This is a genomic window from Deinococcus indicus, assembly GCF_002198095.1.
GTDB classification, from domain to species: domain Bacteria; phylum Deinococcota; class Deinococci; order Deinococcales; family Deinococcaceae; genus Deinococcus; species Deinococcus caeni.
On the sequence record NZ_NHMK01000016.1, the window covers coordinates 51,137 to 75,385 of the forward strand.

At 64.7% G+C, this 24,249-nt stretch carries 27 protein-coding genes and 2 pseudogenes; 15 read left to right on the plus strand and 14 right to left on the minus strand.

Translation table 11 applies throughout. The features are described from left to right. Positions 1-132: 132 nt before the first annotated feature. Complete coding sequence (locus tag CBQ26_RS12000) at positions 133-1,179, minus strand: cyclic GMP-AMP synthase DncV-like nucleotidyltransferase (protein ID WP_088248869.1); 1,047 nt, start codon at positions 1,177-1,179, stop codon at positions 133-135. A 368-nt stretch (positions 1,180-1,547) separates the two neighbouring features. On the opposite strand from CBQ26_RS12000, the gene CBQ26_RS21905 reads away from it, so the two are divergent. Together CBQ26_RS21905 and CBQ26_RS12005 are read left to right on the plus strand one after the other, a co-directional pair. After that, positions 1,548-1,991 (plus strand): hypothetical protein, encoded by a 444-nt coding sequence (locus tag CBQ26_RS21905; RefSeq protein ID WP_172418052.1) that lies wholly within the window; start codon positions 1,548-1,550, stop codon positions 1,989-1,991. Continuing rightward, entirely contained in the window at positions 1,933-2,310 is a 378-nt protein-coding gene (locus CBQ26_RS12005; RefSeq protein WP_088248870.1) for an HU family DNA-binding protein, read from the plus strand. Before CBQ26_RS21905 ends, CBQ26_RS12005 begins: the two co-directional genes overlap by 59 nt. Positions 2,311-2,448: 138 nt before the next feature. Here the strand turns inward: CBQ26_RS12005 and CBQ26_RS12010 are convergent, their stop codons facing one another. The 3 genes from CBQ26_RS12010 to CBQ26_RS22210 all read right to left on the minus strand — a co-directional run bounded on the left by CBQ26_RS12010 (position 2,449) and on the right by CBQ26_RS22210 (position 3,442). Continuing rightward, entirely contained in the window at positions 2,449-2,673 is a 225-nt protein-coding gene (locus CBQ26_RS12010; protein WP_143342084.1) for a hypothetical protein, read from the minus strand. A gap of 77 nt (positions 2,674-2,750) precedes the next feature. After that, a complete protein-coding gene (locus CBQ26_RS22855; protein WP_280522592.1) occupies positions 2,751-3,095 on the minus strand; it encodes an excalibur calcium-binding domain-containing protein in 345 nt (114 codons plus the stop codon). Then, on the minus strand, positions 3,062-3,442 hold the full coding sequence (locus tag CBQ26_RS22210) for a thermonuclease family protein (RefSeq protein WP_216360359.1): 381 nt from the start codon (positions 3,440-3,442) through the stop codon (positions 3,062-3,064). Before CBQ26_RS22210 ends, CBQ26_RS22855 begins: the two co-directional genes overlap by 34 nt. A 356-nt stretch (positions 3,443-3,798) precedes the next feature. Here CBQ26_RS22210 and CBQ26_RS12020 point away from each other — a divergent pair, with 356 nt between their 5' ends. The 4 genes from CBQ26_RS12020 to CBQ26_RS12035 all read left to right on the plus strand — a co-directional run bounded on the left by CBQ26_RS12020 (position 3,799) and on the right by CBQ26_RS12035 (position 7,373). Continuing rightward, positions 3,799-4,881, plus strand: coding sequence for a type IV toxin-antitoxin system AbiEi family antitoxin domain-containing protein (locus CBQ26_RS12020; protein WP_088248873.1), 1,083 nt, complete (start codon positions 3,799-3,801; stop codon positions 4,879-4,881). 61 nt (positions 4,882-4,942) lie between these two features. Beyond that, positions 4,943-5,818: a nucleotidyl transferase AbiEii/AbiGii toxin family protein gene (locus CBQ26_RS12025; protein WP_172418056.1), complete on the plus strand. Its 876-nt coding sequence runs from the start codon at positions 4,943-4,945 to the stop codon at positions 5,816-5,818. A gap of 131 nt (positions 5,819-5,949) precedes the next feature. After that, a complete protein-coding gene (locus tag CBQ26_RS12030) occupies positions 5,950-6,675 on the plus strand; it encodes a hypothetical protein (RefSeq protein ID WP_088248875.1) in 726 nt (241 codons plus the stop codon). Between the two features lie 161 nt (positions 6,676-6,836). Then, positions 6,837-7,373 carry a hypothetical protein gene (locus CBQ26_RS12035; protein WP_143342085.1) on the plus strand — a complete coding sequence of 179 codons (537 nt, stop codon included), beginning with the start codon at positions 6,837-6,839 and terminating at the stop codon, positions 7,371-7,373. An 18-nt stretch (positions 7,374-7,391) separates the two neighbouring features. On the opposite strand, the gene CBQ26_RS21910 is transcribed toward CBQ26_RS12035, so the two are convergent. Further along, entirely contained in the window at positions 7,392-7,550 is a 159-nt protein-coding gene (locus tag CBQ26_RS21910; RefSeq protein WP_172418053.1) for a hypothetical protein, read from the minus strand. Between the two features lie 134 nt (positions 7,551-7,684). Between CBQ26_RS21910 and CBQ26_RS22540 the strand changes: the two genes are divergently transcribed. The 6 genes and pseudogenes from CBQ26_RS22540 to CBQ26_RS12065 all read left to right on the plus strand — a co-directional run bounded on the left by CBQ26_RS22540 (position 7,685) and on the right by CBQ26_RS12065 (position 13,035). Further along, entirely contained in the window at positions 7,685-7,795 is a 111-nt protein-coding gene (locus tag CBQ26_RS22540) for a transposase (RefSeq protein ID WP_244898039.1), read from the plus strand. A 427-nt stretch (positions 7,796-8,222) separates the two neighbouring features. Then, positions 8,223-8,639 carry a GntR family transcriptional regulator gene (locus CBQ26_RS12045; protein ID WP_088248878.1) on the plus strand — a complete coding sequence of 139 codons (417 nt, stop codon included), beginning with the start codon at positions 8,223-8,225 and terminating at the stop codon, positions 8,637-8,639. Further along, the gene (locus CBQ26_RS12050) at positions 8,636-9,532 is read left to right on the plus strand and encodes an ATP-binding cassette domain-containing protein (RefSeq protein WP_088248879.1); all 897 of its coding nucleotides are present in this window, start codon (positions 8,636-8,638) and stop codon (positions 9,530-9,532) included. Before CBQ26_RS12045 ends, CBQ26_RS12050 begins: the two co-directional genes overlap by 4 nt. Beyond that, complete coding sequence (locus CBQ26_RS12055) at positions 9,529-10,362, plus strand: hypothetical protein (protein ID WP_088248880.1); 834 nt, start codon at positions 9,529-9,531, stop codon at positions 10,360-10,362. Before CBQ26_RS12050 ends, CBQ26_RS12055 begins: the two co-directional genes overlap by 4 nt. 237 nt (positions 10,363-10,599) lie before the next feature. Further along, positions 10,600-11,094 (plus strand): annotated as a pseudogene (locus CBQ26_RS12060) (IS3 family transposase); the annotation flags it as partial. Between the two features lie 189 nt (positions 11,095-11,283). Then, entirely contained in the window at positions 11,284-13,035 is a 1,752-nt protein-coding gene (locus CBQ26_RS12065) for a cyanophycinase (RefSeq protein ID WP_088248882.1), read from the plus strand. 74 nt (positions 13,036-13,109) lie between these two features. On the opposite strand, the gene CBQ26_RS12070 is transcribed toward CBQ26_RS12065, so the two are convergent. From CBQ26_RS12070 to CBQ26_RS12100, 8 genes are all read right to left on the minus strand, one after another. Further along, a complete protein-coding gene (locus tag CBQ26_RS12070; RefSeq protein ID WP_088248883.1) occupies positions 13,110-14,639 on the minus strand; it encodes a transposase in 1,530 nt (509 codons plus the stop codon). A gap of 389 nt (positions 14,640-15,028) precedes the next feature. After that, positions 15,029-16,267: a S41 family peptidase gene (locus tag CBQ26_RS12075; RefSeq protein ID WP_088248884.1), complete on the minus strand. Its 1,239-nt coding sequence runs from the start codon at positions 16,265-16,267 to the stop codon at positions 15,029-15,031. After that, on the minus strand, positions 16,264-17,082 hold the full coding sequence (locus CBQ26_RS12080) for a hypothetical protein (RefSeq protein WP_143342086.1): 819 nt from the start codon (positions 17,080-17,082) through the stop codon (positions 16,264-16,266). Before CBQ26_RS12080 ends, CBQ26_RS12075 begins: the two co-directional genes overlap by 4 nt. Positions 17,083-17,180: 98 nt before the next feature. After that, entirely contained in the window at positions 17,181-17,933 is a 753-nt protein-coding gene (locus tag CBQ26_RS12085) for a hypothetical protein (RefSeq protein WP_088248886.1), read from the minus strand. A gap of 2 nt (positions 17,934-17,935) precedes the next feature. Next, positions 17,936-18,529, minus strand: coding sequence for a C39 family peptidase (locus CBQ26_RS12090; protein WP_143342087.1), 594 nt, complete (start codon positions 18,527-18,529; stop codon positions 17,936-17,938). Then, complete coding sequence (locus CBQ26_RS12095; protein ID WP_078305451.1) at positions 18,519-18,977, minus strand: hypothetical protein; 459 nt, start codon at positions 18,975-18,977, stop codon at positions 18,519-18,521. Before CBQ26_RS12095 ends, CBQ26_RS12090 begins: the two co-directional genes overlap by 11 nt. 119 nt (positions 18,978-19,096) lie before the next feature. Then, complete coding sequence (locus tag CBQ26_RS21340; protein WP_143342088.1) at positions 19,097-19,459, minus strand: hypothetical protein; 363 nt, start codon at positions 19,457-19,459, stop codon at positions 19,097-19,099. Positions 19,460-19,492: 33 nt separating this feature from the next. After that, the gene (locus tag CBQ26_RS12100; RefSeq protein WP_143342089.1) at positions 19,493-19,828 is read right to left on the minus strand and encodes a hypothetical protein; all 336 of its coding nucleotides are present in this window, start codon (positions 19,826-19,828) and stop codon (positions 19,493-19,495) included. 219 nt (positions 19,829-20,047) lie between these two features. Here CBQ26_RS12100 and CBQ26_RS12105 point away from each other — a divergent pair, with 219 nt between their 5' ends. The 3 genes and pseudogenes from CBQ26_RS12105 to CBQ26_RS12115 form a co-directional block, all read left to right on the plus strand. Next, positions 20,048-21,223, plus strand: coding sequence for a sensor histidine kinase (locus tag CBQ26_RS12105; protein WP_172418059.1), 1,176 nt, complete (start codon positions 20,048-20,050; stop codon positions 21,221-21,223). Further along, positions 21,190-21,870 carry a response regulator gene (locus tag CBQ26_RS12110; RefSeq protein WP_088248890.1) on the plus strand — a complete coding sequence of 227 codons (681 nt, stop codon included), beginning with the start codon at positions 21,190-21,192 and terminating at the stop codon, positions 21,868-21,870. Before CBQ26_RS12105 ends, CBQ26_RS12110 begins: the two co-directional genes overlap by 34 nt. 401 nt (positions 21,871-22,271) lie before the next feature. Then, positions 22,272-23,039 (plus strand): annotated as a pseudogene (locus tag CBQ26_RS12115) (transposase family protein); the annotation flags it as partial. Between the two features lie 280 nt (positions 23,040-23,319). On the opposite strand, the gene CBQ26_RS12120 reads toward CBQ26_RS12115, so the two are convergent. Next, positions 23,320-24,195, minus strand: coding sequence for a hypothetical protein (locus CBQ26_RS12120; protein ID WP_088248891.1), 876 nt, complete (start codon positions 24,193-24,195; stop codon positions 23,320-23,322). Positions 24,196-24,249 lie beyond the last annotated feature (54 nt).

Here is a 24,249-nt window from a genome sequence, read left to right on the forward strand (position 1 = left end):
GCTGTCAGTTTACGGTTCTGGTACCAGGTGCCGAGGCGGTCAACAGGCCGGATCAGTCGGACGTCAGTCCACCCGACCTCCGCCGCGAACGTGAGCAGCAGCGGCCCGTGTGAGGCGGCCGCGCTGCCCGGCTCAGCAGCCAGACGACCCCGATCCGGAGATGCCGGCCCGTGTAGTCTTGGAGGATTCCTGCTTGTCGGGTACGGGGAAGGCTTCACCGAACTGCGCCTCAAGGATGGCGCAGGCGTCGTGAACGTCGAGCTCCTGCCGGGCCTGTTCGAGGGCAGTCAGGAGAGCGTCGAGCTTCTGTTTGAACGCGTCCATCTGCTTGTTAGTCATCCTCTCGAAGAGGTCGCTGGAGGGCTGGACGGGCAGGGTGACGGCCAGACGCGGGTACCGGCGTTGCTCGTCGTGATCCCAGACCTGAGTGAAGTTCTGGGTGAGCGTGCGGACGAAGCGCTCCAGGGCAAGCCGATCGTCGTACGTGACCTTGTTGTCCATCCAACTGGTGGTCTTCTGCACCTGAAACCAGTGGTAGGCCGCGACGGTCAGGCCGATTCCGATGGGAGCGGCGTTGCCGTCGGCACTGAAGTTCTCGTCCCGCCAGCGCTTGAAGTAGCGGATGGTGCGGCGGAACTGCCGGGCGTCGTCACCGGCAAATCGGTTGGCGATCAGGTCTTTGAGCCCTTGAGGGTCGCTGACCTGCCACACGCGGTGAGCGGCGCCGGAGTTCTCTTTGCCCTTGGCGAGGTGCAGGGAGGTGTTGTATCGCGGGCGGGCGTACACGGCGAGATCGACGTGGTATCCGTCTTTGAAGACGGTCACGCACGGTCGGCGGATCTCGGAGGTGATGCTCTCAAGCTTGAGGGCGTCACGGATCCAGATTTTGACCTCGACGGGGTCGTGGTCGTCGGTGATCAGGTCGAAGTCGAGGCCGACGTCGATGTCGTATTCGCGGCTGTCGAGGGGCTTAACGCCGGTGTTCATGGCGTAGCTGCCCTGATTGAAGGAAGTGAAGGTGGGCACTGGCTTGCCTTTGTCCTGGAACAGGGTCTTCAGCCCGGCCCGGAGGGCGTCGATAACTTCGTCGCGAGCGTCACGGAGCGTCTTGTTCTCATCGTACTGCGCGAGTTTGATCCTGGTGTGGAAGGTGATGAAGTGGGTCTGGACGTTGGCCATGGCGTACCTCTGCTGGAGGAGTGGCGAAGGATTGACCCTTGAGGAGGGCGTCTTTTTCGAGAATACCACTACAGATTACGTACATGGCGAAATTTGGTGGCAGACCACCCTCGTCTTGGTCGAGTTTCGGCGCGTACCCCGGCGGCCCACGCAGGAGAGGCGCCTTCCCAGCAGCGCAATTCGCGTACATGACGCTTGTCGTGGCCAGGACGAGCGTCATGATGCTGGTTCGGGCCGTGCCGGCGGTCGGCGGTGGGCGGACTGCCCGGATTCTTGCGGTAGTCCCAGGGATTCCGGAAGGTGCCCGCGTACAAGCCCCTCCCGGCGCTCAGCGGAGAGCGCCGGGAGGGGCTTGTACGCGGGCGTGAATGGGACTTCACTTCAGGAGAGCGTCCATCCTGTCATTCGCTTCCGAGGGCCTGATCGCAGCTTCCCTGACGGAAGTCCTACTGGTTCGCAGCATCGATTTCTTCGAGTCCGCAGTGCTGTTCGAGCAAGGTGACGATGTTCAGCGGCGCTGCACTTGGATGGCGGATCACGTCTGGCAGGAGGAGCCCGGCGCGTGCGCCGGCGTCAGGCAGCCTGAGATCCAGCAGTGGCATCCCGTGTGCTTGTGTGAAGCGAGCGACCGCTTTGAGCAGGACACGCTGAGCTGGAATTTACCACGTCAGGGCTGGTGCGGCGTCGTACACGCTGACTCCTTTAAGGTCTCGTCCTCTTGCGTCTGGGCGTGGGAACGGTCAGACTCGCGCCATGACGAAAAAATCTGCGAAAGCCCCTGCGACGAAGCCTGCTGCCAAGAAACCCGCTGAGAAGGCTGCACCTGCTGCGAAAGCCGCGCCTAATGCCGAAGTGAACAAAGTCGCCAAGACCCAGATGGTGGACATGGTCGCCGAGAAGACTGGCCTGACGAAGAAGCAGAGTGAGGAAGCGGTCAGCGCGGCCATGGAGGCCATCGTGAATGCCATCCGTGCGGGCCAGAGCGTGGGCCTGCCCGGTCTGGGCACGCTGAGTGTCAAAGCCACCGCCGCCCGCACCGGCGTGAAACCCGGCACCAGCGAGAGGATCCAGATTCCCGCCGGCAAGAAGGTGGCCTTCAAGGTCGCCAGCACCCTCAAGGGCAACCTGTAACGGATCTCCACGGTCGGCCCCCGCCAGAAATGGCGGGGGCCTTGTGCGGTGTGGCGGCGTACGGAAGACCACCAGGCGGCCTGACCGCTGGGTGAGGCAGGGACGTGGTGCAGGTGCGGTATGTGGTTGATGATGACGTCAGCTGGTGGCGCCGCGCAGCAGGACCCGCACGGCGACCGCGACGAGGCCGTGTAACAGCAGGCCGCCTGTCCAGCTGGGGATGAGCATGATCCCTGCGGCGAAGAGGCGCGAACTGCGGCGCCGGCCGAGGAGCACCGTGATGAGCAGGACGATTGGCGGCTTGACCGCCCAGGCCCACCACGGCGCAGGCAGGTGCCCACCCAGTAGCTGCCCGAGCGTCATGCCCGACTGCAGGCCACGAAGCACGAACCACGCCAGCCAAGGGGGGGCGGGAGTACCCTGCGTGCTTGCGCTGCAATTCACTCGCAGGCCACCCCATCGTCATCCCGTTCGAGTTTCGGCGCGTATCCCGGCTGGTCACGCAGGAGCGGCGCCGTCCGGGCGGCCCGCACTGCGGCGCAGTTCGCGTAGGTGACGCTGGTCGTGGCCGGGATGGGCGGCAGGGTATTCGTCTGGGCCGTCCTGGCTGTAGGCGGGTTGCGGGGGTTCTTGCAGTAGTCCCACGGGTTCTGGAATGTGTCCGCGTACAGACCTTTGCCTGACTCGCCGCGCCGCTGTAAATGCCGCCCCCGTACTGGAGGTAGGGTAGCGCCCAGCCCTGCTGGACCAGTCAGCGGTTCACTTCTGTCCCGCCGACCGTGCACACGCCGACCAGGCGCCCATAGCGGTCGGTGTCCTTGCGGATGCAGGTGACGGTCTTGTTCCGCACCAGGTCTGCCAGGGCGGATGCCGCCTCCCGCCCGCAGCCGTAGGTCTTCCCGGTCCGCAGACACTGCTGAGTGGATTCCGGCACGTCGATGCCGTGCAGGCGGACCTTCACGCCCCGGATCACCAGGGTGTCACCGTCCGTGACGGTCGGGACGCCTTCTTGGAGCGTTCTCGCTGGTTCAGGACGAGTTCCATCTCGGCGAATGTTTCGGGGGATCCCAGTGTGCCGTTTGAAGCGCGTGCGGTTCAGCTTTCGGAGGTGTTCCAGACGGTCGTGGCTCACTTACGCAGGGGAGCGGGGGACTTTCGCAGGAGGTCTATTGATGCCGAGGTCCTGAGCGGCTCGTCTCGAACCAATGTCTGGACGGTCGGCCAGTTCGAGGGCCTGCCGCTTGAATTCGGCCGTGTACATGGTCCGTTTTCTCATGTGCCTGCCTCCTACGGTGAGGCTCAACCCCACCTGCGCAAATGAGGGGGAATCCCATCCTGAACGTCGCAAGCAAGCGCACCCGAGCCCAGTGGGGGCTTTGGAAAGCGGCTGAGTGATGAGATTCCGTTCTACCTCATAAATTCCGTCGGTTTGTTCTAAAGTCTATGATAATCTAATATATGTCATAGAGTTCCGAACTTAATGATGATTTGCTGATCGTCCTTCCCTTCGGAACATATGCCGTGCAGGAGGCACCGATGTCGACAACAACACTATCCAGTCCGGAAAAGAAACACGCCGGTCTGCCGTTTGTGCTGGGCGAGCCCAATCCCGTGGCAGTTGGGAAGACCACCGCAGCGCTCGACGACAACAAGTGGTGGATGCTGACCAGTGGCGAAAATGACGCCGCGCCGATTGTCTCATGTGGTGGAAACAAGCTTCGGCCGCTGTTGCACTGCAAGTACACCAGTACAGCCGACTACTCGAAGCGGCCACGCCTTTCAGCGGAGACGATGTGCGCGCCCATTGGTCAGGAGCGGAGTGACCGCACGGTGCCGTGTCTGACCAATCAGCCGCCTGAAACTCGTGCGCCACTGTCCTGGTGGTTTGACGATCATGAGGACATGAACGTCAAGGTCCTGAGTCACTTCAATCACAAGATGCAGGTGTATGACGCCTCCCGGCGCGAGAACCTGCTGCGCGCAGTGTTTCACTCACGTGGGGGCTACCTTACCCGCCAGGAGGGTGAGGAATGCGGCTTTCCCTCGGTGTACTTCACCCGGCTCCTGAAGGAGGGCAAGATCGAGCGCGTTGAGCGCGGCGTCTACCGCGACGTGGAAGCGCCGGTCACAGGTTCGGCTGCGGCTGAGCAGCTGCTTGAGCTGCAACTGCGGGTGCCGTGGGCGCGCCCAGCCCTGGGCGCGGCGCTGGAGCTACACGGCCTGACCACCAGGGTGAACAGCCTCTTCCAAGTGGCCATTCCGAGAAACCGCCACCTGCCCAACCTCGAGCGCGCCCATGCCGAGGCGGTCTACTTCAGCACCGCGTCGTATGACTATGGTCTCGAGGAGATCGGGGTGAATGGCCGCAAGCTGGTGACTTACTCGGCGGCCAAGACGGTGGCCGATCTGCTGAAATACAGCGCCAAGCAGGGCCGCACCCTCTACCTTGAGGGCCTCAAGAACTACCTGCGCCAGGGCGGCAGCCGGAGCGCGCTTTTTGACGCCGCCAAGGTGAACAAGGTGCTCGATGAGCTGCGCCGCGACCTGGAGGTGCTGTTCCATGACGTCTAGGCCCCTGAGCGGAGCGAGCGTCCACGCCCGGCTTCGGAATCTGGCGCAGGCGACGGGCAACATGAACGCCGCGCTCCCGAATCTGCAGGTGAGCTATGTGCAGCAGGGCTTCCTGGCGCGCCTGGCGGTGAGTCCGTATCTCGACCGCTTCGTGGTCAAAGGGGGCGTCACGATGCTGGCGCGCTATGGAGACCGGGCGCGCCCGACGCGGGATATCGACCTGTCAGCCCAGGGCATTGACAGCGACGTCGATGCGGTGCGGGCCATCATTCAGGAGATCTGCGCCATTGCTCATGCCAGTGGTGCACTCCCCGTTGATGATGCTCTCGAGTTCCCGCAGGCGTTCACGGCTGAGATGATCAACGAGCAGCGTGACGTGCCGGGGGTGCGCGTCGTGATGGCCGTGGGCTTGCGCGGCACCAACCAGCGTCTCCCTCTTCAGCTCGATGTCACGTTCAACACCGGGTCGATGCTCCCGCCGATGGACCTTGAATTCCCGCCGGTGCTCCTTCCTGAGGGGGTGCGCTTTGCGGCTTACCCGCTGGAGGTGATGGTGTCGGACAAATTTGCCGCCTTGGTGGATTACGGCATCGGCGTCAGCCGCATGAATGATCTGCACGACCTGTGGCTGGCCAGTTCGCGTGAGGGCCTTGATGCCGGCTTGCTGCGGGACGTGATGGAGCGCAGCTGGCCCCAGCGCAACACCCGCTTTGACGACGTCCCCTCGGTGCTTGCCCCGGACTTTGCGGTTGATGCAGACCTGAAGCGCAAGTGGGACCGGTATGTCCGGGCCTGGCGCGGCGATCTGACCAGTCTGCCGCCTGATGTGGAGACGCTCATGGCTCGGGTGGCGGCCTATGCCGGGGCTGTGGCGAGTGGCGAGCGTACGGCAGGCACCTGGGATTCAGAGCTGGGTACCTGGAATGACTTGGCGTAGTGGGAACTGCGGCCTGAGTTGACTGACATCTTTGTGTGTGGAGCAGAGCTGTGAGAAGCTTTGGTCTTCTCCCCTGTTCCTGTGCTCAGGTGCGGGCGGACGGGGCGGGTGCGGTGCCTACACTGGTAAGCATGTCTGAACGTGTGAACCTGAACATGGAGCCTCCGGAACCCAGTGGAGACCGGGCGTGGCCGGATTTTGTGCGGCACTCGTACGGGTCGAATGAGGGGTTGACGGACGGGAAGGAGAACGGCGAGGCGTACCCGCATGGGTACCTGGGGTGGTTTATCCGCATGGGGCATCACGTGGCGTCACTGATGGGTGAACACACGGGGCGGACGGATGACACGGCGGTGCTGGCGGCGGCGCTGCTGGGGGACGTGGAGGAGGAGCGGCGAATGCAGCGGGAGCATCCAGAGGGGCTGGCGCTGCTGGATGAGATACAGGAGCTGCTGCTGGGGAAGTTGCGTCAGTTCAGCTTGCCGGTCGGGCCGCTGCTGTATGACGCGGAGGAGGCGGCCTCGGTGTTGGAGGCGTGGGAGCCGCGCCTTGAGGGCTTCCACGGGAATGCGTGTGTGCCGCTGGCGAATTACCTGGACGGGGTGAAGTCCCGGTACGAGGAGCTGGGTGAAGTGCGGGTGCGGCGGGTCACTCCGCTGCCAGTGCTTCAGGTCAGTGAGGCGGAGGTGCGGGCAGATGTGGCAGCGCAGCTGCGGGCCCTGGCGGCGGATGTGGAGGGGGGACGACTGAGCGTGCAGGAGGTCCGCACGGGTCGGCGGGGGTCACGCGTGGAGGTGCTGATCACGGGCCGAGTGATTCGCGGGGTGCCGGGTGAAGCGTTTAGCGAGGCCGACTGAACTCTACTCGGGTGAGACTCAACGTGGGTGCGTGGGCGGTCGTCTCGCGCGTCACTATCTGGTGCCGGTAAGGGCGTGTACCGTGGGGTATGTCACGCGCACGGGTCATTCACATCAAGCCGATGTCCGCCCAGCGTACGGCGGACGTCACTCCTGAGGTCATGACTCAGGTCACGCCGGAGGTTGCTCCGGCGGGGTGGGTCGTGCGGGTGAACGGGCATGAGTTCGTGCATGGTGGGGAGTACGAGTTGCAGTTCGATCTGCCGGAAGCGGCGGCGCAGTTCGCGGCGGATCTGCTCTCCGAGTACGGCCCGGACACCCCGGTTCAGGTGGTGGGGCTGGACGAGCTGGGCGTGCCGCTGCCCGGCGCGCTGCCCACCCCGGAAGAGACGGTGACGCTGATGGAGTGGCTGGCGGAGGTGGACGTGCCCGTGCCTGAGGTGCGGCATCCGCTCGACGCGCTACAGGGTCAGGTGTGCCGGGCATTGTTCATGGAGGGGAGTGCGCGGGAGAAGGTCGCGGTGATCCTGCGGCTCTACCGACATCACCTGAGTCCAGCGCGGTGCGGGGTGCTGCGACGGCTTGACGCGGCGTTCGTGGTGGCGCGGTTCAAGGTAGGACTCGATCCGGCGTGGGTACATTACGCCGAGTGGGAGGCGGCGTTCCGCCGGGCGCGGCGGGCGCAGCCGGGTGACTGAACACCAGTCCTGAGCGGATCAGGCTTCGGGCGTCTTCTTGACTGGGTCGGGCCCGCGCACCGCCACCTGCTGCCGCCGCACTCGTTTGTTCAGCATTACCAGTGTGCCCAGCAGACCCCGCGCGTTATCCAGCGGCTCCAGCAGCGTCCTCGCCTGCTCCGCATCGAGGCCGCCCATCAGTATGGCAGTTGGGTCCGCTGCAAGGTGTCTCAGCCGGGCGGCACGGGATTCTCGAACGCCTCAACCGGACGTACAAATACCAGTTCGCGTTCCGCTAGGACTGGCACTCGATGGCCGATGTCCGGGCGGCCATGCCGGACTTTCGCCGGTGGTACAACCACGAGCGCCGTCATTCGGCGCTCGGCTACGCCACGCCCTGGTCTACACTCACCTCGTCGGCGAACGCTCGTAACGCCGCTTGAAGTCAAACCTGGAGCATTACCGACGTCGGTGCTCCAGGTTTTTCGCTGTTTTCCCATGGTGATCTCCAGTTTGGGGTCACGACACGGATGGGCCCTGGCTGTACGTTAAGGTTGCGAAAACGGTCGTTCATGCACGATGCGTTGCGGTCCGATGCGCACGGTATTCATGTGTTGCGAATCGATATTGCAGAACCCTTGGTCATGGCAACAGGAAATCGCACGGTGCGCGGTCAAGTGAATTTGGCCCTGTCGTTCGTCCTGCACACATTTTTGAGCTGCAATGGGATGAGCGGGCAGGGCAGTCGAGTTCGTGTCGTGACCCGTTGCCTTACAAAAATTGGTGAGTCCTGCAGTCAGCACTTTTTCGCTGGCACGCACGACGTTCGCACTTGACTTCTCCGTCCTCCTGTCGCATTGTCTCAATTATATGAGACAAGAAGACGAGCGGCAGACCGGTCTACTGACGTGGCTCGCCGCGGCCATCGACCCCCACAGCGGCATCCCCGTCTCCGTGCAACTCCAGCAGGCGTTCGAACGGGCCATCGATCGCGGCGTCCTGCGGCCCGGCGACACCCTCCCCACCATCCGCACGCTAGCCGCACACCTGCGCCTGGCTCCCAACACGGTCAGCAAAGCCTACGCGAGCCTGCAACGCAGTGGACGCACCGAGAACCGCGCCGGAGCCGGCACCAGCGTCCTCGGACGCGGGGCCCTCACGGATGACCTCACGGAACTCCGCACGCTGCTCGGCGCGCTGCGGCTGTCCGGCGTCAGCGCCGCCGAAGCGCACGCCGTGGTTGACGACGTCTGGCATGAACCAGCCACCAGCCGGAGGGTTCAGTGAGTGCACTGATCGCGCAGGGCCTCCACGTCCGCCGAGGCGCACGCGAAGTTCTCCGGGACGTGAACCTCGACCTGCCTGCCGGGTCGATCACGGCGCTCCTCGGACCCAACGGTGGCGGCAAGACCACCCTGATGCGTGTCCTCGCCGGCATCCTTCCGCCACACGCCGGCACGCTGCGCGCCGGTGACAGGCACGCCGCCGGGTCCATCGCCTGGCGCCAGCAGGTGGTCCTCGTCCCCACAGGCGGCGCCGTGATGACCAGCGAGGACGCGCGCGCCCACTTCACTTTCGGGGCGCGCGCCTATCCCGCGTGGGACGCCGGGCGCGCCCTCGAGGCTGCGGCCGCACTCCACGTGCCGCTGGACCGCCGGGCAGGAACCCTCAGCACCGGGCAGCGCATGGGACTGGCCCTCGCCTGCGCGTTCGGCTGCGGGGCGAGCGTGCTGCTCCTCGACGAACCAGGCAACGGCCTGGACCCCGAGCACCGCGACCGGCTATCCGCTGCCGTTGCGACCTTCGCCGCCGATGGTGGCACCGTGCTGCTCAGTTCACATGTGCTGCCTGAGGTCGAGGGCCTCGCCGACCGCGCGGTCTTCCTGAAGGCCGGTGAGATCCGACTCGCAGCGGACCTGGACGACCTGCGTGCCGCGTCGAGCACCCTTCAGGTGGTGTTGCCCGACGTGCTACCCGCCCGGGCACTCGACGAGTTGCGTCAGGTGGAGGGTGTGCGCGACCTCTCCCTGGAGGGCCGCACGCTCCACGTGCACCTCGGCGGTCCGGCAGACGGCGTCCTCGCCGCCCTGAGCTCCCTGCGGCCCCTGGACGTGCAGGCCCGCCCCTGCCCACTGTCGCGCACCTACGCCGACCTGATGAACGACCGGGGCGCGGCGTGAGCGCCGTTGGACCGGGACCGGCGCTGCGCTGGATCGAAGGGCGCACGTGGCGATTCGCGGCGCCGGGCACCGCGGTCATCTGCGCCCTCGCCGGCCTGACCGTCGCCACGCAACTCGGTACGCTGGGACCGACGGCCTGCGGCTGGGTGCTGCGCCAGGGCGAGCCCCTCCTGCTGCCCCTGAACTTTGCCCGGCCCTGGTTTGCTGAGGCTGGAGCACTGCTGTTGATCGCGCTCGGGGCCTGGGTCGGGTCACGGGTGCGTCAGGACGAAGCCTTCCTGTCGCTCACGCCCCTCACGCCGGGGGGACTGTTCGGCGCGCGGGTGCTGAGCGGTCTGGGGCTGCTCGCGCTGGCCACCCTGGTCAGTGGTGTGGCGCTGCTCGTCGCCGGGCTGAACGTGCCGGCGTGGTGGCCGCCGGAGCAACTGTACGCCGTGTACGGGGCGGCCCTGGGCCTGCTGTGGATGCGCGGCGTGGTGGCGCTCGCGGTCGCCGCTGCCCTGCGGCGTGTTCTCTCCCCGGTGTTGAGCCTGCTCGTCGCGCTGGGACTGAGCACCGCGCTGCTGTTCGCGTTGCACGGGGGGCAGGGGAGAACTTCGGCGTTCCACAGCGATCCGTTCGTGGTGCAGCTTGCTGTGACGTATCCGGGCGAAGCCTTCGCGGGGCTGTCCGGATCTGACCAGGGCTGCGCTCCAGTGCAGGCCTTCATGAATCGAACGGCGCCCACTGAGGTGCGGTGGGCGCCTCAGACTCCGGTCGTGCTAGGCATGGTCGGTGCGGTGGTGGCGTTGCTGGCCCTGGCATCGCCCAGACGGCGTCCCGGAACATAGTCGGAGTGGGGGGTCACGATACGAGTCCGTGACCTTGCCCTGCTGCCATGGCCAGCGTTCTGCGATGGCGATTCGCAACCCCTGTGCGCTGGACGACCTGGACCGCGACGAACGGTGCAGAAATGACCGTTTTCGCAACCTTAGCGTACAGCCAGGGCCGATCCGTGTCGTGACCCCAGTTTGCTCGTCCCTCGCATCGAGAGGGTCAGATTCTGGAAGTCATCCTTGGAGCATTACCGCCCGAACCAGAAGTGGGTGACGGACATCACGTATTTACCGACGCATGAGGGCTGGCTGTACCTGGCGACGGTGATGGACCTGTATTCGCGGAAAATTGTCGGCTGGGCGCTGAATGAGCGACTTCAGACGCCGCTGGTCACAGCGGCGTTGGAGATGGCCGTAGGGCGTCGGAAACCACCAGGAGGACTGCTGCATCACTCGGATCGAGGAAGTCAGTACACGAGCGACGTATACGAGCAGGCGCTGGACAGATTGCAGGCCGTTCAGAGCATGAGCGAGAAAGGAGAATGTTGGGATAATGCTGTCCAGGAGAGCTTTTTTGCGACGTTGAAGACGGAGATGGGACTCAGTGAAGCGCAGTGGGGTCGTGCCCAGACACGGACAGAGGTGTTCGAGTGGATTGAGGTGTTCTATAACCGTCGTCGTCGTCACTCGTCGTTGGGCTATCGGTCACCGATGGCCTTCGAGGAGCAGGCCCCCATCCCGAACTGAGGCTCCACCAAACCCTTGACAGATCAGGGCAGGGCTCCTCCTTTGCGCCACAGGCGATGAAGCGCTCTGAACGCGACGTGCCTTCTGCCTGCGTGTCAGCGCGCTCAGCGGCCAGCCGCAAGCGTGCCCGAGGGCATGGCGCAGGGCCTGTGTTAGCATTCTGACCAAGTTCACAATTGAGGGAGAACTATGCGGAAACGGACGTTGACGTTGGCTTTTACACTCGCTTCACTGACGCTCTCAGGCGCGTCGCAAGCCGCGCGGGGACACCTTCTGATCGTGGGCGGTGGGCTGCGCAGTGACAACGCCCCTGTTTATGACGCGTTCCTGCAGGCGGCTGGCGGCCGAACTGCAGCGAAGGTGGTGATCGTGCCCACAGCGAGCAGCAGCCTGAGCAGCAGCCGCCGCTTCAAAGAGGATCTGGAAGCCCTGGGCGTGCCCGCCGACCGCGTGACCATTCTGGACATCACCAGCAAGAATGCAGACAGTGCCGTCAAAGCCCCTGAAGTCCTGAATGCGATCAACGCCGCCACCGCCGTGTGGCTGGTTGGCGGAGACCAGTTGCGGCTGCAGAAGGCCTTCGTAAACCCCGACGGCAGCGACACGCCAGCCCTGAAAGACATCCGCGCCCTCTGGGCGGAGCGCGGCGGCGTGATTGGCGGCACATCGGCCGGGGCAAGCATTCAGAGCGTCATCATGCCCTCAGCGTTCGGCGTGCCGATGGACAGCCTCGACTTCGGCGTGGCGCCCTTGGCGGACCAGCGCGGCGTGTCCCTGTCCCCTGGATTTGGCCTGTTCAGCGCCGGCATTGTCGATCAGCATTTCAACACCTACGCCGGCCGACACGCCCGCATGGCCACGTACCTGACGGCAGGCGCCACCAAAATCGGGTTTGGTCTCGATGAAAATACCGCCATGCTGGTCACGCCCGACGGCATGGTCGAGGTGCTGGGCAGCGGCGGCCTGAGCATCATGGACGCCCGGGCCGCCACGCGCGAGGCTGGTCCGCTGGGCGTGCATCTGGGCAACCTGCGCTTGCACTACCTGATGAGCGGCGACCGTGTGAACCCTGCAACGCTGGCGGTCACCGTCAACCCGAAGAAAAGCCTGATCAAACCAGGGGACGAGTACGAAGCCACCCCCCGCACGAGCACAGACCTGGCGGGCAACGACGCTTTCCGCACGCTGCTCACCTACGGCCTCGTGGACAACACCGCCACCCAGACGTCCGGCCTGTACCTGCGCTTCCGGCCGGGCACCACCTACGGGTACGGGTACCGCGTGACCCTCAGCAAAACAGCCGACACGCAGGGCCACTACGGTTCCGTGACCGGCGTGGACGCGTACACGGTGCTGAATGCGCGCATGGACGTGGCCCCAGTCAGCCTGGGCGGGCAGGCGCCCACCGCGCCCCGTGACCTGCGCGGGCATTCCAGGGAGGCGGAACTGACCACCGTCGCGTTCCGTGGCCTGCTGCCCCCCCTGCCCAGCGGCCTGTTTGCACCGCAGCGCAGCGTCACCCGGGCGGAACTGGCGGCGGCCCTGGTGTTCGCCAGTGGCGCGGGCGAGAAAACAGTACCGGACCTGAGTGACGTGCCGGCCACCCACGCGGACGCGGCGGCCATCCGTGTGGCCACGTCACGCGGATGGCTCACGGCCCCCGGGGGCCGGTTTGAACCTGACCGCCCCGCCACCCGCGAGGAAACGGCGCTCGCACTCGCTGGCGCGTACGACTTCGTACAGCTGCGGGCGCTGCCGGCCTCACCACTGGGCGCCACTGACGCGGGCACGGCCACCACCGACGCCGGCCGGCAGGCCCTGGGGGCGGCCATTGCCGCGGGGCTACTGGATCTCCGCGCCAGCGCGGCCCGCCCAGCTGAACCTGTGACCCGCGCCGAACTGGGCGCCGCGCTGTACACACTGATGGGCTTTCAGTTCTAACGGTCGAGCGGGAGCGCACGCACAGGCGATCTGCAGGCCAGCATCAGTGATGCTGGCCTGCACGCTGGAAAGGACTACGTTCGGCACAGACTGGGACGTAAGATTTGAATCGTAGGGCTGAAGACCAATTGCGCAGTTGTGAAGCCGGTGAATGCGGGGAGACGATGCCTCCCCGCGTCTGTGTTGCGGTGGTTGGGGTGACCTGAGAATTCGAATGTCACGCGATCAGGAAAGCCAAGAGTTCTCACTCCGGATTTCGCACGTGTGCAGCGCGACTGTAGCGAGCAGTTTCGACAGCTGGACGCAGAAAATTTGACCTGTACCGCTGGTCGTCTCGTCCATGAGAGTGATCGTTCCGACCACATCGTAGAGACCTGTCCTGCAGGACAGGTCACCTGACGCTGTTCCCACTGAATCACGAAGGCGGAGAGGTCAAAAGCGTCTGCTGTCCGACTTTGCCAACTGCTGGATTCGCGGAGGGGTCCGACCAGATCGATTCCTCGCGCCTGGCTCTCGACGAGTCCATCCCCTGAAAGATATCCAGCATTGACGAGATGCGTTTCTGGCCGCAAGGCCCTTGCGATCAGCTCCGTCTGAATGGTGTCGTTGACCTGCACGTCCGGCTGCGTTGCTGTTGTCGTCTTCACGTGGGTGATCAAGCGGGGTCCGGCTTCGTCGCAGCACTCGGTGAAATGGACTTTGTATCCCTGCCAGCGAGTGTGGCGTTTGATGCTGGCCCTCGCTTCGGCTTCATGTGGTGTACACCGCCTGGATTCGGCCGGCGGTGTGTCTTCCTGGGCACGCAGTTTGATCTGCGTAACACCCAGGCCTGAAAGTTCTCGTTGAAATTGCTGCAACCAGACCTGCCGCAACATGGCTAACGCTGGACGATCCAGCAAGGGGTTGAGCGCGGTGTCATTCAGCAGCGAGGTCATGAGAAAAAAGCCGTCCTCACCGATCGTTTGCGCGAGTTCAGAACGGCTGGGTTCAGAGTGAGGAAGGGAACCTTCCTCAACTCTTCTGCCGTATCGTGCCCACCATGCGGCAGGAATGACTTGACACAGCGTCTCGGGAATGACGGTCGCAAGGTCATCCAGCGCGACGCGCAGCGTCTCGCCGATCAGTTCCAGACGGTTCAGCATCCGCATCCGGGCCAGAACGTGGGTACTGTCTGTGCGCTGCCGACCGGGTTTGAGGAGGTGGTGATCCCGACATGCCTGTAGGAACGTGTTGAAGAGCATCTCGCCCTGGTCAGCTGCAACCAGACGAGCGCGAAACTCACTCAGGACGCTGTAGTGAAACCCGAGATCTTCGAGCTCGAGGGCCAGGGCGTACTTCCAGTCCAGTCGGGTGCGGACGTGCTCCGCGGCCTGCCGATCACTGAGGTGTTCGAGAAACTGGAAAATCGTGACCAGGGCCAACCGCCAGGGCGCGTAGGCTGGTTGACCCCGAGTCGGGTAGAGGGACCGAAACTGATCGTCGGAGTAAACGGCGCCAAAGCAGTCTCGCAGTTGTGTAATGGTGTTGCCTTTGGGGAGGATGATGCGGACGAGCTCGGCTGTCCGCGTCGGGATCTCGGCCAGAGGGGCTGCATGCAGACTCATAGCGCATTGTTACCCCCACCCGGGAATTCGCCAACAGAGTCTGTTTCCAGCCAACTACCCTATCTTCTGCGGAGCTTGATATTGCCCTGCTGAGCGTGGTGTTGGGCTGGATAGACGAGGTTCTGACAGACGAAACTCTCGAGTGGGAGCTCTTTTGACACGTCCGGGGATAGGCCCCGGACGCTCCCATTTCAGTGATGTCGGGCATAGTTCGACTTTGTTGGCAAATTCGAAAACTGCTGTTCAGCGGGGCGGATCATCGCGACTCGGCAACGAGAAATGCGGAGTCTGGGAGCCCTCACCTGAATTCGCCAACAGAGTCTAGTTCCAGCCAACTACCCCCCATCTGGCCCTCACTGGAATGGTGCTCAGGCCCGTCCAGTGAGGTGCTATCTGTTCAGCAGCGTGGCGGCCTGCTCCAGGGCGCTGTCCCGACCAGTGCGGGCGAGTCTGGCCAAGTCCACGCTGGCTCCCACCTGCGGCGTGATACGGGCTCCCAACGGCTGCTCTGCGGCGTCGAGCATCCGGGCGAAGGTCAATTGCAACCCCGAGCCATCGGTCAGGGGAATGAAGCGGGTCGCGGTGTCGCCCACGCCGGCGGTGGCCTCCCCGATCACCTGGGTGGAGGGGCGGCCCAGCAGGGTCCGGGTGAGGAACTCGGCGGAACTGGCCGTGCCCTCGTCTACCAGCACTGCCAGCGGCCCCGTGTACCGGACCGGCGTCTTGATCCTCGGCTGTTCCTGCGCCTTGCCGTTCACCAGGTACCGGCCCGCGCCGTATCCGATCTTCGCCGCATCGACACGGGTCTTCAAGAAGAGGGGCGTGGGGTCGGTGAACGCCCCGGCGCTCAGCAGGAACTCCTCGACACGTCCACCGCTGTTCCAGCGCAGGTCCAAGATGACCCCCTTCGTTCCCGCCGCCTGTACTTTCCGCAGGGCGTCGTGGACCTGCTGCCCCACGCCCGGCGTGTTGAAATGCCTCAGACGTAACACCGCCAGACCATCTGGCCGCAGGCTCAGGCTGACCGGCGTGACCTGGAGGGGCGCTGCCGTGAGCACCGTGCTCATCGTCTTGCCCTGTCGCGTCCCCTCAAAGCGGGCGGGTGTGCCCCGGGCCGACGCCCGGCCGAGGGCCGCCTGTCCGGCCTGACCGTCCAGCGCCACGCCATTCACCCGCCGCAGCACGTCCCCGGCCTTCCACCCGGCCCGCTCGGCGGCGGAGCCGGGCAGCACCTCCAGCACCACGCGCCCACCTGCACCCAGGGCTTCCGTGACGGCCCCGAAGGTCCGGCGCTGCCCCTGTTCGCCCAGGAGGAGCTTGCCGACCTCCTCCAACTGGGACGGCGTGTAGAAGTTGGTGTGCGCGTCTTTCAGGTCGCCTAGCAACTGCTTGATCAGCCCGTAAGCTTGCTCCGCCGCACACTCGGGCTTGCCGCCGCAGAGCTTCTGCACCTCTGGCAGGTATTTGCGGCGCAGGTCGCTGGCCCGCACATCAGACGGCCCGCTGTAGAAGGAAGCGAGTTGGTAGACCACCTCGTCGAACAGGTCCTGGGCGGTGACGGTGGGCGCCGGGGCCGCCTGCACGCTGGGGGTCAGCGCGAGGGCCAGAACCAGGGCTGCCCTCTTCACTCCGGGACCTTTAAGGTGTCGGCGGGCAGCGTCACGTTGATCCTGGTCTCCAGGTCCTTGATGACGTAGAGGAGAGTGCCGTTCGGCGCGAAGCCCAGCGTCATCCCTGGAACCTGCATCCCGCCGATGGCCTGGAAGTTGCCATAGACCGAGATGACTTCGCCTAGGCCCTCAATCGGATACCGCTCGGCCACGATCAGTCCCTGTGAGTTCAGCAGGTAGGTTGCCTTCACGCCTTTGGTCACGACTTCCAGCACGGTGCCCTTGATTTCGCGGCCTTCCACCTTGAGCCAGGTCTGCTCGCCCAGATTCTTCACCGATTCGCGGCCCTGGTTGCCCTGCCGCAGGCCAGGAGCACCGTAGAAGAAGGAGTCGGTCAGGCTCTTGGCCTCCTGGCGGGGCAGCGGCACCGTGCCCGACTGGGGGGTGGACGCGAATGCTCCCTCGGGCGTGAGGAACTGCTCGTTGACGACCTGCTCTCCCTGACGGGTGGTGGCCCGCATCCAGCCGTTGGCGTAATCCACGCTGGCCACGCTGCCCAGTACCAGCACCGGCTGGCCCTGCGCGTCCACGAAGGTCATCTCGGAGCGCTGCTGCATGGTGCGCAGCCCCCGGAGAGAGTCGCCGCCGTTGGCCTTCAGCGCCCTGTCCAGCAGAGCGCGGCCAGCCTGGGCCTGAGTCTGGGCAGGTTGCACAGCGGGGACAGCGGGGCGGGCGACGGGCGGCGCACCGGCCCCCCCGGCCTGCACGGCGCCGGAAAGCAGCAGGGCGGAGAGGGTAGCGGCGGACAGCCATTGACGGGGGACAGTCTTCATCCCCTGACGCTACCGGGCAATGCACGCCCCGCCTACGCACCAACGGCCTATATCTTTCGATATAGGCCGTATGCAGGTGCAGTGGAAATGAGCAAACCTCAGGGGCGGTAAAGGTACGTCACGCTCAGGCCGGTGGTCGTGCGGCCCCCGGTGACGTTCAGGGTTGTGCGGGCCTGGAGGCTGTTCTGCTCGTCAATCTTGTACGCCCCGCCCAGTCCCAGGGTGGTTGAGGGAACGGTCAGGGTGCCGAAGGTCAGACTCTGAACGGCGTCTGTCCGTAGCGTCACAGCCTCGTTCACCACGAAGCTCACACCCGCACCGGCGCTGACGGACGCGGCGCCTTCCGGGCGCCAGATCGCGGCCAGCGTGCCGTCCAGAATGACCGGGTCGCGCAGCAAAGAGGCAGAGGCGCTGCCCGTCACAGCCCAGCCGCCGCCCGCCACTGGGAGAGACACGTCCAGTCCCAGCGCCGGAGCGTACCGCCCCTCGAAGGTGTACTGCGCGCCCACGTCCAGGCCATTCCAGTTCAGGCGGGAAGCCGCGTCCACGGTGTCACCGTTCAGGGTCTCGGTTCTTGCCCCGCCGATACCGGTGGAGGCCGTCACCACGAAGCGTTCCGTCACGTTGTAGCTGGCGCTGAGTCCCAGCCCGCCCGACACGCTGGAAGTCAGGCCCTCCGGTGTCTGCCGGAGGTCAGGGGCGTATCCGGCACTGACGCTGAAACTGGCGCTGCCCGCCCCCGTCCGGGGCCGCTGGAGGGGGTCGATGGGTTGCAGGTTCTGAGCGCCCGCTCCACTGAAACTGACGAGCGAGGCCAGTAGCCCCGCCCGCCATCGGTTGTTCTTGAACATGGTCAGGCTCCTGTCTTGAGGCGTTCGAGGCGTTCTCTGTACTTACTGAGTTGCAGTGCCACCTGGGTCCGGGCCTGAGTGGCTTCAGCTTCCGAGGGTTCTGGAATCAGGACGACCCCGTTCCAGGCGTTCAGGAAGTTGCGGATGGGTTGCGAGCGCACGCCCCAACTGGGGTCGGCCAGCAGCACGTTCTGGTCGTCCACCGCCAGCACGAGGTAGTAGTGCCCCTTCGGATAGACGACGTTTGCTACCACCGGCAGCCCTTGCGCCAGCACGCCGCGCAGTTGCTCCAGCGTGAGCTTGTACCCCGCTGAGGGGACGTTCTCGGTAGTCAGGGCGTTCCGCAGGGCCAGTAGGGTGATGCCTTCCACCACTTCCTTTCCGCGTGCCTGCATATCGGCCACCGAACGCTCTGCGAGGGTCTGCTCGGCCACGGGCTGCCCGTAGTAGTGGGTGAGCAGGGTTGCCAGAGCAGCCGGGCCGCAGGTGAAGTCGGAAGTCTGGCCGACGACGGAGGAGTAGCGGAGGGTGCGGTAGTCGGCGGAAGCAGAGGAGAAAAGGATCATCAGCGCGACCACAAAACGCTTACGGAGCAAGCTTATCCCTCCCGATGAAGGCGACTAGGGCTGCGAACATGGAAGGCATCACGCCATAGCTCAGTACGCTGCGAATGACTTCGGAAGCGCTGAGCGCCGTTGGGAGGACCAAGATCAAGGTAATGAAGGCGGCCAGAGCGAGCTTTCGGGCACGTGTATGGGCCCGCAGATGATAGGGAGCCTGCTGGGGGTGGATACGGTGCGCGAACAACTGATAGCTGAGTGCCATAGAAGTCGTGAGAATGAGCGCCTGAGCAATGTTCTCCATGTATTCACCGGGAGAAACTCGCTGCGCCAAAAGAAAGATCACAGGAAGGAAGATAACTCTGCCAATGGCGACAGGAAGAAAGCGACGAGGGTTCACATAGTAGACATTGTTGTATGACTCCCAAAGAATGAGCATAGGGGTCACAAACAGAGATACGATGATAAAGACGAGCAACTCCACAAGATCCTCCGAGGGCAGCGGACACTATCGTGCAGACGCCGGAGTACAGCACATGGCGGTATGGCTGTACTCCGGTTTAGTCTTCCATTACGAATGGTTCGGCTCTGCCCTGAGTGAGTTCAAGGGTTCTCAGCAAACCAACCGCCGACTGCTGCACCGGTACCGAAACCAACTCCCCCAGCGATCCACATGGCGGCCTTTTGCGCAGTTTCGCGACAGGCAGTGTTGGCCGCACAGCGAACGCCCGCTGCGATCACGACTTGAATGAATTCGCCTTCGACGGCTTCAAGCTCTTCGTCAGATAAAGTTTTCACATCCCTCAATACCAGGGAGTAGAGGGGGGTTTGAAAGGAAAAAGCTACGACGTTCTTGGTAGAGAAGGTCTGTGTATCTGCGAGTTTCGGCTGAGAAATCGCGGAGGCAGTGGCAGACACACAGAGAGTCAGTGCGCTCATCAGGACGGCAATCAGTTTACTTTTCATGGTTTTCCTCTTGATGGTAGATAGAGATGTGGATCAGGGGAGCCAATCGGCGACTTTAACCTGGACATACTCCATAAGGAAGCCCGATGCGAAGCTGCCAGCGGCTGTCCCCACGACTTTCAAGCAGCCAGTGCTTGCAGCGCAGGCACGAGCAGCCGTAGCCACAAGGGCCACGAATTCGCCTTTCGCTGCGTCCATCTCAGCATCGGTCAGCTCCTGGGGCAACTCGGTCTTGGTGAAGATGCTGGGCGTGGTCTTCCGTGCTACCTGAGCATAGCTAACGCGAAAATCCTGAGCGGGAACAGCTTGCACGGCGGTAGCGCCAGCAGTGGGAGCGAGGATCAGGGCCGACAGGAGCAGTGCTTCCATTCTCATACGTGAGCAATCTACTCATCTGATCCCCATCTGCCATCTCCCAGAAGACATAGCTGGCCTATATCTTTCGACATACGCCCCCAGCAGACGCGCGGCCTCATCCTGCCCCCCTACACTGTCCTTCATGCTGTCTCTTCACCCCTCTGAAACACCATGACGGCGCGTGCTTACCTGAACCGACCAGAGGTCCGGGCATTTCTCCATCGTCCCCGCGTGACACCCATCGTGCTGTTCGCGGGGCTGGGCGTCCTGACGACCTTCCTGCGCAGTCTGGTCATCAGTCCGGTGGACACCAGCACGCTGCCCCTGCTGGACGCCGGACATGTGCTCCTGCGCGTGCTGGTCGCCGGACTGGGATTCGCGGCGGTCCTGTGGGCCATCCGGCCCGGTCAGCGCGGACGACCCGAGATCGTCCTGCTGCTGCTGGCGACCCTGGTGTTCTCCGTCCTCGTGGTCTGGGCCGACCGTCCGGCGGCGGTCCTGATGGTCACGCCCATCGTGGCGCGTTACTGGCTGACCCTGCGGCAGACCCTCGGTCTGTTCGCGGCGCTGTTCGTGGGCAGTCTGCTGACCTACATCCTGATTCCCCCGCTGCCCACCTTCACCAGTCCGGACGAATGGTCTGGGCTGCTGGGATTGGTGGTCGTCACCCTGACCCAGGGGGGCTTCACCTACGCGGCCTTCGAGTTCATGCTCCAGAACGAGGAGAAGCAGGAGGCCCTGCGCCGGGCCTACCGCGAGTTGCACGCCTACCAGGCGCTGGAGTTGCAGCACGCGGCCCTGGAGGAACGTGCCCACCTCTCACGCGAACTGCACGACACGCTGGGTCATCAACTGACGGCCCTGCGGCTCGAAGCCCAGCGTGTCCGCAAGCTCCAGCAGAGGGCAGGCGGCACCGACCCCCGGATCACGGTGTCCCTCGACAACGTGATGGCACGCAGCGGCGAGGCCCTGGAGCAGCTTCAGGAGGTGGTGTCTACCCTGAAAGCACCGCAACTTGACGGGACGCTGTACCAGGCCCTGCGTGATCTGGCCCAGACCTGGCCTGACCCGGTGACGCTGACCCTGGAAGGTGAGGAACCCGCCCTGCCGTCCTCGCACAAACTCGCCCTGTACCGGGGGTTGCAGGAAGCCCTGACGAATGCCCACAAGCACGCGCCCGATCAGCCTGTGGCTGCCCGGCTGTCCCACGACAGGCGAGAACTCCGCCTTTCGGTCCGCAATCCGCGCTGCCCCGCCCACGCCGGCTGGACGGAGCACCCACGTGGGGGCGCGGGGCTGGCCGGGTTGCGTTCGCGCCTGGAGGCGCTCGGCGGTTCGCTCCAGGTAACTCAAGACGAGGAGGTCTTCGAGCTATGTCTGACCCTACCCTTCCCGGCCCAGGCGTGACGCCCCTGCGGGTCCTGATCGTGGATGACCAGCCCCTCGTGCGGCAGGGTCTGGCCTCGCTGCTCGACTTGGAAGACGACGTTCAGGTACTGGCCCAGGCCGAGAACGGACGGCAGGCGCTGGACCTCGCGGACGAGTTGCGTCCCGACGTGGTGCTGATGGACGTGCGGATGCCGGTGATGGACGGCATTCAGGCCACAGCGGAATTCCGCCGGAGGCATGGTCCCCCGGTGGTGCTGCTGACCACCTTCGAGGAGGTGGAGGACATGACGGGCGGTCTGAACGCCGGGGCGGCGGGCTACCTGTTCAAGAGCGCGGAGATCGACGAGATTCTGGACGCGCTGTGGCGCGTCCACCGGGGTGAGAAGGTCATTCACGCCAGAGTCGCGCAGGCACTCGCGCAGCAGTTGCGGCTGCCGGCCCGCCTGGAACCCAGCGGCGCCCTGACCGGGCGCGAGGTGCAGGTGATCCGGGCCCTGGCCGCCGGGCAGCCCAACAAACGCATCGGGCAGCAGATGGGTATCAGCGAGGGAACCGTGAAGGTCCACGTGAGCAACATCCTGGCGAAGCTGGGCGCAGGCAACCGCACCGAGGCGGTACGGCGGGCGATGGAGCTGGGGCTGCTGAGTGAGGAAACTGGAGGCTGAACCAGCGGCAGCCCACGGCACAGGTGGGCCGTTGCTCGTCCGCCAGGGAAAGGCCGAAGAACAAGGAGAACGGCGGGTGGTGCGGATGAGGCCTCAATGCTTCCGTCAGCGAACCGGACGCCCCTCCCCACCCTGGGGCGGACACGGTCAAGTCCCATTCCGATCCGCAGATCGGCGTGTCCCAATTGAACAGTCCTTCAGAGGGGACAGCTCACGGGCATGATGAACACGAACAAAAACGGCTCTGGATTTCAGGAGGTTCAAATGGGACAGCGCGCCGCCATCTATTGCCGGGTCTCGACCGACGACCAGTCTTGGGGGTCGCGTCTCAGCACCTGACACTTCACGAGAAATGGCGTCCTGAACGCAGTGCGACATGACAAAGGGCGGTATCTGGGTCTGTGACGAGCCCCGATACTGCCCGCTTCCATGCTGACACGTTGGCCACCTACCTGCACACTCGCTGGCCACACCGCCGTACGGACGCGCTCCGTCGTCTTGCCGAAGTGCTCCTGGCCGTGCTCCAGGCCGAGTCCACGCTTCACCGCAAGATCGCGCTTCATCTCCCTAGATCAGCCACGTTGGAATCAAAAACCCGGACGGTGGCCCGCGTGTTCCACGACGCTCAGCTCACGCCGCAGGACGTCACAGACGTCCTGCTTCCCTTGCTGCCCGACGGCAAGCTCACCGTGATCATGGACCGCACCACCTGGCACTATGGCCAGACGCCGCTGAACATCCTCGTCTTGGGCGTATTACTTGGGGGCGCGGTGATTCCCCTCGTCTGGTTGATTCTGCCGCATCAAGGCAACAGCTGCACTGCTGCCCGGATCCTGCTGGTCGCCCGGCTCCTCAAGGTGATGCCAGCCCGCCGCTGGGCCGTGTTGATTGCGGACCGGGAGTTCGTGGGGCGCGAGTGGTGCTCGTTTCTGCGCTGGAAACGCATCCGGCACTGTATCCACATCCGGGAGAACATCAGAATTGAGGATGAACTGGTGCGAGACCTGTTCACGACGATGCAACCGGGACAGGTGCGCACCCTGTTCGAGCGGACGTGGGTGTATGGGGGCTGGATGCACGTGGTCATCACCCTGTCCCCTGCGGGGGACAGGGTGATCGTGGCATCTGATTTGCCCGTCCTGGATGTGTTGCGGACCTATCGGCTCAGACCGTTTTTCCCGCTAAGGAGTTTCCCTCTTCACTTTCTCGCGTCACACGCGGCTGTGCCGCGGCGTGAACGTGGGTGTCGGGCTGGGTGGCCTGACCCCAAAGCTTGGACACTTTCGAGTAGAGACTCGATTCAAGGACGAGCGTACACGGCCGTCTTCCCTGTTTCACCCGGTGGTCGGGATGATGGCCGCATGTGCGGTGTCCTGCCCGCACATGGGGACGGCAGGCCAGCCACCAGCCTCCCTGGCCCACTCATCCGGCGTCCGGTAGATGGGCGATTCAGGGTGTCTGTGTTGCGTCTGCGAGCGCCTGCGCGTGCCGGAGGGCTTTTCGGTAGTCCTTGTCGCGGGTGTAGCCGAGGGTTTGAGGCGAGCCGGGGTGGTCGCGCAGCGCGGCGCGGCGGATCAGGCCTGGGGGAGTGAAGGGGAGGTCGGCGTCGCGGGTAACCTGGCGGAGGCGCAGGCGCAGGGCGTCCTGGGTGTCGTAGGGGAACATGCGGAGGTGCTCGGTGCGGCCGTGCGTGTCCGCGTAGAGGGGGTCGTACCCGGCGCGCTGGTGGAGGCGGGTCAGTGCCGCCTCGGTCTGGGGAGTGAGGGGCGTGATGAGGTCGCCTCGGAGCAGGGTGCCGTCTTGGGGGGTGAAGGCGCTCCATTTGAGGCGCAGGAGGACGGCGATGGGGAGGGCGTGGTGCCAGAGGAGGAGGATGGCGGCGTGGAGGGCCGGATCCTTGTGGGAGGCTTTCAGGAGGCGCTCCAGGTCCTGCGTGGTGGGGAGGGGGTCGTCGGCGCGTTCGGCGGCGGCGTTCTGGAAGTCGACGAGGGGGTCGCCGGTGAGGAGGCCGAGGCGGCGCAGGGCTTTGTAGAGCGCGCGGAGGGTGGAGACGCGGCTGTTGCGGGTGTTGGGGCGGGCGGGGGTGCCGTCGATGTTGCTGGCGAGGATGCCGTGCAGCCAGGGGTGGAAGTCGGCGGGGGGCCTGAGGAGGCTGAGGTGGTCGCGGTGGGCGGCGGCGAGGATGGGGCGGATGTTGCTGATGTGCTGGGCGGGGGTGCCGGCGATGAGGTGGTGGTGGTGGAGGGTGGTGATGAGGGTGTCGGGGTCGGCGTTCCTGAGGGCGGTGGTGACCTGCTGGGCGAGCTGGTCGTGGGGGTGGGTCATGTCGCATAGTTTATCTGGCGGTACATAAAAAAGGTAGGAGAAAACCATGGGTTG

Excerpts from the sequence above, each read along its gene's own strand:
- CBQ26_RS12000 (WP_088248869.1), bottom strand. The coding sequence starts at position 1,179 with ATGGCCAACGTCCAGACCCACTTCATCACCTTCCACACCAGGATCAAA.
- CBQ26_RS21905 (WP_172418052.1), top strand. The coding sequence starts at position 1,548 with ATGGGACTTCACTTCAGGAGAGCGTCCATCCTGTCATTCGCTTCCGAG.
- CBQ26_RS12005 (WP_088248870.1), top strand. The coding sequence starts at position 1,933 with ATGACGAAAAAATCTGCGAAAGCCCCTGCGACGAAGCCTGCTGCCAAG.
- CBQ26_RS12010 (WP_143342084.1), bottom strand. The coding sequence starts at position 2,673 with ATGACGCTCGGGCAGCTACTGGGTGGGCACCTGCCTGCGCCGTGGTGG.
- CBQ26_RS12025 (WP_172418056.1), top strand. The coding sequence starts at position 4,943 with ATGAACGCCGCGCTCCCGAATCTGCAGGTGAGCTATGTGCAGCAGGGC.
- CBQ26_RS12030 (WP_088248875.1), top strand. The coding sequence starts at position 5,950 with ATGTCTGAACGTGTGAACCTGAACATGGAGCCTCCGGAACCCAGTGGA.
- CBQ26_RS12035 (WP_143342085.1), top strand. The coding sequence starts at position 6,837 with ATGACTCAGGTCACGCCGGAGGTTGCTCCGGCGGGGTGGGTCGTGCGG.
- CBQ26_RS21910 (WP_172418053.1), bottom strand. The coding sequence starts at position 7,550 with ATGGGCGGCCTCGATGCGGAGCAGGCGAGGACGCTGCTGGAGCCGCTG.
- CBQ26_RS22540 (WP_244898039.1), top strand. The coding sequence starts at position 7,685 with ATGCCGGACTTTCGCCGGTGGTACAACCACGAGCGCCGTCATTCGGCG.
- CBQ26_RS12045 (WP_088248878.1), top strand. The coding sequence starts at position 8,223 with ATGAGACAAGAAGACGAGCGGCAGACCGGTCTACTGACGTGGCTCGCC.
- CBQ26_RS12065 (WP_088248882.1), top strand. The coding sequence starts at position 11,284 with ATGCGGAAACGGACGTTGACGTTGGCTTTTACACTCGCTTCACTGACG.
- CBQ26_RS12070 (WP_088248883.1), bottom strand. The coding sequence starts at position 14,639 with ATGAGTCTGCATGCAGCCCCTCTGGCCGAGATCCCGACGCGGACAGCC.
- CBQ26_RS12080 (WP_143342086.1), bottom strand. The coding sequence starts at position 17,082 with ATGAAGACTGTCCCCCGTCAATGGCTGTCCGCCGCTACCCTCTCCGCC.
- CBQ26_RS12085 (WP_088248886.1), bottom strand. The coding sequence starts at position 17,933 with ATGTTCAAGAACAACCGATGGCGGGCGGGGCTACTGGCCTCGCTCGTC.
- CBQ26_RS21340 (WP_143342088.1), bottom strand. The coding sequence starts at position 19,459 with ATGAAAAGTAAACTGATTGCCGTCCTGATGAGCGCACTGACTCTCTGT.
- CBQ26_RS12100 (WP_143342089.1), bottom strand. The coding sequence starts at position 19,828 with ATGGAAGCACTGCTCCTGTCGGCCCTGATCCTCGCTCCCACTGCTGGC.
- CBQ26_RS12110 (WP_088248890.1), top strand. The coding sequence starts at position 21,190 with ATGTCTGACCCTACCCTTCCCGGCCCAGGCGTGACGCCCCTGCGGGTC.
- CBQ26_RS12120 (WP_088248891.1), bottom strand. The coding sequence starts at position 24,195 with ATGACCCACCCCCACGACCAGCTCGCCCAGCAGGTCACCACCGCCCTC.